Below are 7,643 nucleotides of genomic sequence, written 5' to 3' on the forward strand. Positions count from 1 at the left end.
CAGACAAAACGAAAGGTCGTCTGAAACCTTGTTTTGGTTTTCAGACGACCTCAAAAAAGCTTAAATCGTTCGTTTAAAATTAACGGTCGATGTTAACAGGTTCGCAGTTTTTCACGATGAAGCGGTTTTGTGCATCGCTGACGCCCACGACTTCGGAAGTGGTGTGGGTGTTGCGGTCGATGTAACCGGCAGACATAGAGAAGCCGCGTTTGTTGGTGAAGGTAGTGCCAGTGCTGTCAGAGCGACGTTTGTCGGTGCGCAGGCTGATTTGTTTGCCGGCTGCATTTGCAGAAGCGCCTACTGCATTGCCGCGACGGTCAAATTCATAAACGACATTCAGCTTTTTACCGTTGTCGCATTTGTAAGTAACGTAGCCTGCAGGAGCGGCAGCGGCAGTCATGGAAACACCGGCGGTCAGAACAGCTACGATAGCGGCAGATAAGAATTTCATCTGGTATTACTCCATAAAGTAAAAAAGAGTGATGTGTGGCGTGGACGATCCGGCGCCATCCTTGCTTTGCTTTGAAAGCTGAACATATTTTATCCGTTCCGAAAAAACATGCAACATGTCGATATGCAAAGCTATACAAAGAAATTTTCGGGAAAAGTTATTACGCTTGTACAAATTTTAATAAGGTGAAGTTTCATAATGAAAAAATTACTTACATTACTAATTCTTTCCGCATTTTCATCCGTCTGTTATGCCGATGCGGCTGACTGGACGCCGTTGTTGGAATCTATGAAGAAAGGCTGCGCTGTTGATTTTGATGCCTTGCCTTATGGGAAGTCCGATATCGGCAGACTGCCTGCCCAATACCGCGCCTCCGTTGCCCGCAGCCACAGCAGGCAGACAGCGTCAGATGGTGAAGTATTGACCATCGAATTGAAGAATTCTGTTGCTTTTGGACAGCCGTTGTCAGCCTTAGTTATTGAAACTAATGAAGGATACGGCTATGTCAAAATGAAGTTTGCCCGAAATGCCGATGTATCTAAGCTTATTCCCTTATTTACAACACCAACCGATAAACGGCACGGTATGTTGGCAGCGGGTAGGGCGCAGAATTTTTGTGTTAAAGGCGCAAACGGGACATTGAAGCAATACCAGTCTTCACAACATCACTGGCGCGCCGTTTCGTCTGAGGGGCCGTGGCAGGAATTCCGCTACCATCCGAGAGAAAACGTTTTATCCTGCCTGAATTCCGACCATTATGGCGATGAAGTGGAATGCACTAAATAAAATATGAAACCTACGCTGAAAACTTCTCTACTCAAACTCGCTTTGGTCGGCATACTTTTTTATGCCAGCTACACTTTGTCCAACTATTACGCGGCATCGCTGGCTTATGTGCCGGAAATCGCTTTTGCGTGGGAACGTAACATTCCGTTTTGGGAATGGACAATTTTACCTTATTGGTCGTTGAACCTGATGTATGCGGCGGCGTTTTTCCTTTGTCAAGATACGCGTGAACAAAACCGCTATGTTGCAAGGTTGGTATCGGCGCAAATTGTCGCCACTACTTGCTTTATGTTGTTCCCGTTGCATTTCGGCTGGCCGAAGCCGCCTACCGACGGGCTGTGGGGCGTGATGTTTGATTCATTGGTCGCATTTGATTTGCCGTACAACCAATCTCCGTCGCTGCATATCGCGCTGTCTATCATTGTCGGTGCGTTTTATTGGACGCGGTTTCCCAAAATCCGCTTGCCGATTTTGCTGTGGCAAAGCCTGATTGCTTTGTCGGTGCTGACAACTTACCAACACCATTTTATCGACGTACCGACCGGCGCGCTGCTGGGTTGGCTGGTGTTGTGGGCAATACCGCAACACGGCGTATCGCCTTTCAGACGACCTTTTGGTACTCAAGGCCGTCTGAAAACGAGCGAAGCGAGTTTCTGCGAAGCTAAAACGAACACAGTGAGTTTCACTAGAACGAGCGAAGCAAGTTTCCGCGAAGCCAAAACTCCCCCCGCAACACGTTCCCGCGAAATCAAAATCGCCATGCTGTATCTGGCGGGCGCGGTATTGTCGGCACTGCCGTCCTTTTTCAGCGGTGCGTGGTTGTGGATGTTGTGGGTCAGCGTATCTTTATTGGTGGCCGCTTTCGCCTATCTGACCGGCAACGCGGCGGTATTCCAAAAACAGGCAGACGGCAGATTGTCGGCGGCGGCAACGGTTTTGCTGCTACCTTATCTGGCGGGCGTTCGACTGAACATGGCTTATTGGCTGCGCGGCAAGGCGAAGACGGCGCGGGTTCGTGATGATGTGTTGATTGGCTGCGTATCAGCAATTTCAGACGACCTCCCAGCCGTATTGGACGTATGCGCCGAATATCCCCGCCCCCGTTATCGCGGCGCATACCGCGTTCTGTCGTTATTGGACATGGTTGCGCCGTCTGAAAACGATTTGATGCAGGCGGCTTCGTTGCTGGAAGCATTGCGCCGGCAACACGGCAAGGTTCTGACCTGTTGCGCGCTGGGCTACGGACGCAGCGCGGCGGTGGTGCTTACTTGGCTGCTGGTTTACGGTGGCTGTCGGGATTTGGCACAGGCAACGGCAGAACTGAAACAGGCTCGCCCGCAGATGGTGTTGCCACCGAAAACGGCAAAAGCAGTAGAAGCGGCGGCAGGCAGTCTGAAAATGAACGAAGCGAGTTTCCGCGACGCTAATCGAGATAGCTAAGATAAGTAGATGAAAAGCCCAAGCTGAGCAAATCATTCTCTTTGAGCTTGTGCAAGGCAATGCAGTCCTAGTTTAAAGTAAATTCACGATACGACGACTCATATGTACCGCACCCAAAGTAAGGAGGGAAACTTATGACTAAAAGCTACCGCCCCGTTACGTTTTACACTTTATCCCTGCTGATTCCGTGGACGTTATGGTTTGCTGCCGCCTACATCAGCCACCGCCCTGATGCTGTTGAGTACCAGTGGGCACAGGCCACGTTAGGACTGGCCGGACTGTTCGCCCCCATGCTCGTGGCAGCGTTTCTGTTGTACAAACAGCCCAAATTATGGACGGACGCGAAACACCGCTTGTTCCGCCTGACAGGTTTTCCCAAGCGATACCTGCTCGCTGCCGCACTGCTCGGTCCGGTTACCTTGGTGCTGGCGCAACTCATTTCCATCGCTTTCGGACACAGTTGGGCGCAGTTTCACATTTCGGGACATCCGTCATTTACGTCCGCCTTGCTGTCGCCATGGTTCATGCTCCTCATTGCGCCTGTTGCCGAAGAGTTGGCGTGGCACAGCTATGGCACCGACGCGCTCACGGCACGCAGAAGCCTGTTTGTCGCATCCTTGCTATTTGCCGTGTATTGGGCGTTTTGGCACATGCCGCTTGCCTTCGTCAAAGGCTATTACCACAGCCAAATCGTTTCCGAAGGCGCACTCTACACGGTTAATTTCGTGGTCAGCATGTTCGTCTTCGTCCTATTGATGAACTGGTTGTACGCCAAAAGCGGGCGCAGCATCGCCGTGGCGACGATATTCCACCTGTGCGCTAATCTGGGTAATGATATTTTCGCCACCCACCCCGACAGCAAGGTTATTCAGACGACCATTTTGTCGGCAGTAGCCATTTATATTTTAATTGCAGAAAAGAATTTGTTTTTAGGTAAGCCTGTTCCATCCCGATAACAAATTCAGACGACCCTTGGACATGATATGCCCCGAATGACGGTTTCCATACCAAAAAGGAATGTGAATGGACAATTCCACTGACAGCCTGATTACCGCCCGCCTGCTTGCCACTGCCCGCTATACCGCCGTGTTCAACGTCTTGCTATTCGTTTTGTCCGCGCAACGCGGCGGCGTGTGGTCGGCGGTGCAGCTTGTTTTGGCGGCGACGTTGTTGTACTACCACATCCGCATCGAATTCGACCGCCGCGTGTTCCAAGATTTTGCTGATGGCAGCTATACGCCCGAAGCCTTCGACCAAACCCTGCGGCAAACCGGCTTGCGCCGTGTTTCAGACGACCCCTTCATGCCGGAACGTGTGGCGGGCGCGATTGCCTTGTGGCGCAAAAGCCTTTACCTGACTGCGGCACAATCAGCAGTTTTCCTTATCCAAATCCTCTGATGTCATGAAAAATTTTCTTAAAAAACAACTTGCATGGCTGACCGACCAAGCATTGTGCCTGTCGGTATCCTTCCTTACCGGCGTCCGCCCCAAAAGCCCGCGCGAACTGGCGTTCAATCCGCAGCAGAAAGTGTATTACGCCAATCACGGCAGCCACGGCGATTTTTTGCTGGTGTGGATTTCCCTGCCGCGCCGCTGGCGGCTTTCGACGCGTCCCGTTGCCGGCTCGGATTACTGGCTGACCAACAAACTCAAGCGTTTCATCATCCAAAACGTCTTCAACGCGCTCTTGATTCCGCGCCACAGCGACAATCCGCAGTCGATTACCGAGCAGATGAACCACGCGCTCCAAGTGGGCGATTCGCTGATTATCTTCCCCGAAGGCACTCGCAATACGGACGAAAATGAAATTCTGCTCCCTTTCAAATCAGGCATTTACCATCTGGCAAAAAGCAAGCCCGACACCGAGTTTGTGCCGATATGGATAGACAACATCAACCGCGTCCTGCCCAAAGGCAAAGTGCTGCCCGTGCCGTTGTTGTGTGAAGTCCACATCGGCGAACCGCTGATCCTGCGCGAAGATGAAGACAAAGACACTTTCCTGACACGCACCCGCGAAGCTTTGCTGGCGTTGAGGTCGTCTGAAAACGAGTGTAACGAGTTTCGCCAAAACGAGTGCAACGAGTCTCAACAAAACAAAGGAGCTGCATCGTGAGCTTTGTTAACACGTCCGGCCAAATCATTACCGAACAAGCCGCCACCCATCTGACCCCGCAGGCAGGCTATATCTTTACCGGCGTCTTTGCCATATTGATTTTCGCCAGCGTCGTCGGGCAATGGCTGAAACGCAAAAATGGTGCAGACAATGCCACCATCTCCAACCTCAACGCCCGCATTTACGCTTGGTGGCTGATGACGCTGGTGCTGCTGGTCGCATTTTGGTTCGGCAAAACGGGGACGGTGGCGCTGTTTTTCCTGATTTCATTTGCCGCCTTGCGCGAATTTATGACCCTCGTCTATCGCCGCCGCAGCGATTATTACAGCATGGTGGTGTGTTTCTACCTGCTGCTGCCGGTGCAATATTATTTCGTCTATGACGGCTGGTACGGCATGTTCAGCATTTTCATCCCCGTGTACGGATTTTTGGTGTTGCCGATTATCGCCAGCCTGAGCGGGCAAACCGCCCATTTCCTCGAGCGCGCCGCCAAAACGCAGTGGATGTCGATGATCTGCATCTTCTGCCTTTCACACGTTCCCGCCCTGATGTTCCTGAACTTGGACGATTTCGACAGCAGCGGCAATATCCTGTTGCTGATGTTTCTGATTTTCGTGGTGCAGGCTTCGGACGTGTTGCAATACGTTTGGGGCAAACTGGTCGGCGGTGCCAAAATCATGCCGTCGCTTTCTCCGTCTAAAACCATATCCGGCACGGTCGGCGGCATTTTGTCTGCCACCGCGCTCGCCGCGCTGCTGTCGCCGATTACGCCGTTTAGCCACGGCCAAGCCGCCGCTATCGGTTTTGTCATCTGCCTGATGGGTTTCTTCGGCGGGCTGGTGATGTCCGCCATCAAACGCGACTACGGCGTTAAAGACTGGGGCAACATGATACGCGGCCACGGCGGTATGCTCGACCGCGTGGATTCCATCTGCTTCGCCGCTCCAGTGTTCTTCCACATTGTCCGGTATTACTGGAACGGTTGAATCTGCTGTTGATCGTTCTACTTAAAGCCATGCAAAAAGGTCGTCCGAAAACCGTTTTCAGACGACCTTTTGTCTTTGTTACACACTATTTCACAATATCCGACAGCGGCCAGCGCGGTTTGACGTTGAACGCGCCTACGGGCTGCCGCTCCTGCAACCTCATCGCACCGGCGAAGGCAATCATCGCGCCGTTGTCGGTGCAGTATTCCATAGGCGGGAAGCAGACTTTGATTTTTTCTTCCTTAGGCTTGGGTTTGCCTTTTTCAGACGGCTTTTTGACGCTCAAGCGGGAAAATTCGTCGCGCAGCTTCCAGTTTGCACCGACGCCGCCCGCGACGACCAAAGTTCTGAAGCCGGTATCCAACAAGGCTTTTTTGGCTTTGGCGGCGAGGACGTCAATCACCGCGTCTTGAAACGCGCGGCAGATGTCGTTGCGCGTTTGCTCGGGAATTTCGCCATCGTTTTCGGCGCGGACTTTTTCGACGGCGGTCAGCACGGCGGTTTTCAAACCGGAGAAGCTCATCTGCAAATCGTGCGAATGGAGCATGGGGCGCGGGAACGAGAAGGCATCGGGTTTGCCCAGCTTTGCGAGTTCGGACAGCTTCGCGCCGCCGGGGTAGGGCAGCCCTAAGAGTTTGGCGGTTTTGTCGAACGCTTCGCCCGCCGCGTCATCGACGCTTTCGCCCATCAGCGTGTAGTCGCCGATGCCGCGCACCGCCATAAACTGCGTATGCCCGCCCGAAACCAGCAGGGCGACGAACGGAAATTCTGGTTTGTCGTCCGCCAAAAGCGGGGAGAGCAAATGGCCTTCGAGATGGTGGATAGGAATGACGGGTTTGTTCAAGGCAAACGCCAAGGCGTTGGCGTAGCCAGAACCCGCCAGAAGCGCGCCGCCCAAGCCAGGCCCTTGGGTGTAGGCGACGGCATCGATGTCGTCATAGGAAACGCCCGCTTCCCGCAAACAGCCCTGCGTCAGCGGCACGACGCGGCGGATGTGGTCGCGGCTGGCAAGTTCGGGGACAACGCCGCCGTATTCGGCGTGCATCGCCATTTGGGTGTGAAGATGGTGCGCCAACAGGCCGCGTTCGGTGTCGTAAAGCGCAACGCCCGTTTCATCGCAGGATGATTCGATTCCGAGTACCAACATGGTTTGAGGTCGTCTGAAAATAAGAATGCGGTATTTTAACGGATTTCGGGCTAAGTTCGCAGTTCATTGCAGGTTTGCTATAACGAAAAGGTCGTCTGAAACCCAAAATCAGGTTTCAGACGACCTTTTGTCAACGTGTCTATCAGAAGCGGTAATTCACGCCCAAGGCAAACTCGCGGCCGCGCTCGTAGAAGGGCACGCGTCCGTTGCCGTCGGGGAAGCGTTGGCTGTGCGAACGGTATTGCTTGTTGCCGATGTTGTTGACGGCGAAGTTGACGTTCAGATTGTCTTTTTTCAGCGGCTGCCAGTTGGCGTAGATGTCGTGTACGCCGTAGCCTGATTTCTTGCCGTGTATCGTGCCTTGTCCGCGGGCGACATCGGTGTATTTCACGCTTTGGGCGTAGCGGCCGCGCCAGCCGATTTCGAGTTTGGGGTTTTCAAACTGGTAAGACAGGCCGGTCAGCCATTGGCGGCCGGTGTTCCAGAAGGTGAACGAGCTTTCGTGGTCTTCCGCTTGAATCGGGCTTTCGCCGTAGTACATTTCGCCGTTCAGACGCGGTTTGACGTAGGACACGCCGGCGCGCGCGGTCAGGCCGCCCCAGCGGTAGGATGCGTCAAGTTCGTAGCCGTAGGTTTTGAGCGTGCCGCCGTTGTAAATCTTGCCGCGTTCGGTGATGGAGGCGGTGTTGTTGTTGATTTTTGCCCAACGATAGACGATGA

Annotated in this window: 9 protein-coding genes; 6 read left to right on the top strand and 3 right to left on the bottom strand. The window is 53.3% G+C overall.

The annotated features are described in order from the left end of the window. Positions 1-79: 79 nt before the first annotated feature. Positions 80-451, bottom strand: coding sequence for an ACP-like domain-containing protein (locus AAG834_RS10295; protein WP_049230092.1), 372 nt, complete (start codon positions 449-451; stop codon positions 80-82). A gap of 198 nt (positions 452-649) precedes the next feature. On the opposite strand from AAG834_RS10295, the gene AAG834_RS10300 reads away from it, so the two are divergent. The 6 genes from AAG834_RS10300 to AAG834_RS10325 all read left to right on the top strand — a co-directional run bounded on the left by AAG834_RS10300 (position 650) and on the right by AAG834_RS10325 (position 5,776). Further along, entirely contained in the window at positions 650-1,237 is a 588-nt protein-coding gene (locus AAG834_RS10300; protein WP_049230093.1) for a hypothetical protein, read from the top strand. A 3-nt stretch (positions 1,238-1,240) separates the two neighbouring features. Next, the gene (locus AAG834_RS10305) at positions 1,241-2,677 is read left to right on the top strand and encodes a phosphatase PAP2/dual specificity phosphatase family protein (protein WP_342032066.1); all 1,437 of its coding nucleotides are present in this window, start codon (positions 1,241-1,243) and stop codon (positions 2,675-2,677) included. 134 nt (positions 2,678-2,811) lie between these two features. Further along, positions 2,812-3,633 (top strand): CPBP family intramembrane glutamic endopeptidase, encoded by an 822-nt coding sequence (locus tag AAG834_RS10310; protein ID WP_342032067.1) that lies wholly within the window; start codon positions 2,812-2,814, stop codon positions 3,631-3,633. 67 nt (positions 3,634-3,700) lie between these two features. After that, positions 3,701-4,075 (top strand): hypothetical protein, encoded by a 375-nt coding sequence (locus tag AAG834_RS10315; protein ID WP_342032068.1) that lies wholly within the window; start codon positions 3,701-3,703, stop codon positions 4,073-4,075. A 4-nt stretch (positions 4,076-4,079) separates the two neighbouring features. Beyond that, on the top strand, positions 4,080-4,790 hold the full coding sequence (locus AAG834_RS10320) for a lysophospholipid acyltransferase family protein (protein WP_342032069.1): 711 nt from the start codon (positions 4,080-4,082) through the stop codon (positions 4,788-4,790). Next, positions 4,787-5,776 carry a phosphatidate cytidylyltransferase gene (locus AAG834_RS10325; RefSeq protein ID WP_342032070.1) on the top strand — a complete coding sequence of 330 codons (990 nt, stop codon included), beginning with the start codon at positions 4,787-4,789 and terminating at the stop codon, positions 5,774-5,776. Before AAG834_RS10320 ends, AAG834_RS10325 begins: the two co-directional genes overlap by 4 nt. 85 nt (positions 5,777-5,861) lie before the next feature. Here the strand turns inward: AAG834_RS10325 and tsaD are convergent, their stop codons facing one another. Further along, entirely contained in the window at positions 5,862-6,923 is a 1,062-nt protein-coding gene (tsaD, locus tag AAG834_RS10330; protein WP_049230099.1) for a tRNA (adenosine(37)-N6)-threonylcarbamoyltransferase complex transferase subunit TsaD, read from the bottom strand. 142 nt (positions 6,924-7,065) lie between these two features. Continuing rightward, positions 7,066-7,643, bottom strand: a 578-nt coding sequence (locus tag AAG834_RS10335) for a TonB-dependent receptor domain-containing protein (RefSeq protein WP_342032071.1), incomplete at its 5' end; no start/stop codon positions are given.

Source organism: Neisseria sp. Marseille-Q2251, assembly GCF_940793045.1.
Taxonomy (GTDB): Bacteria; Pseudomonadota; Gammaproteobacteria; order Burkholderiales; family Neisseriaceae; genus Neisseria.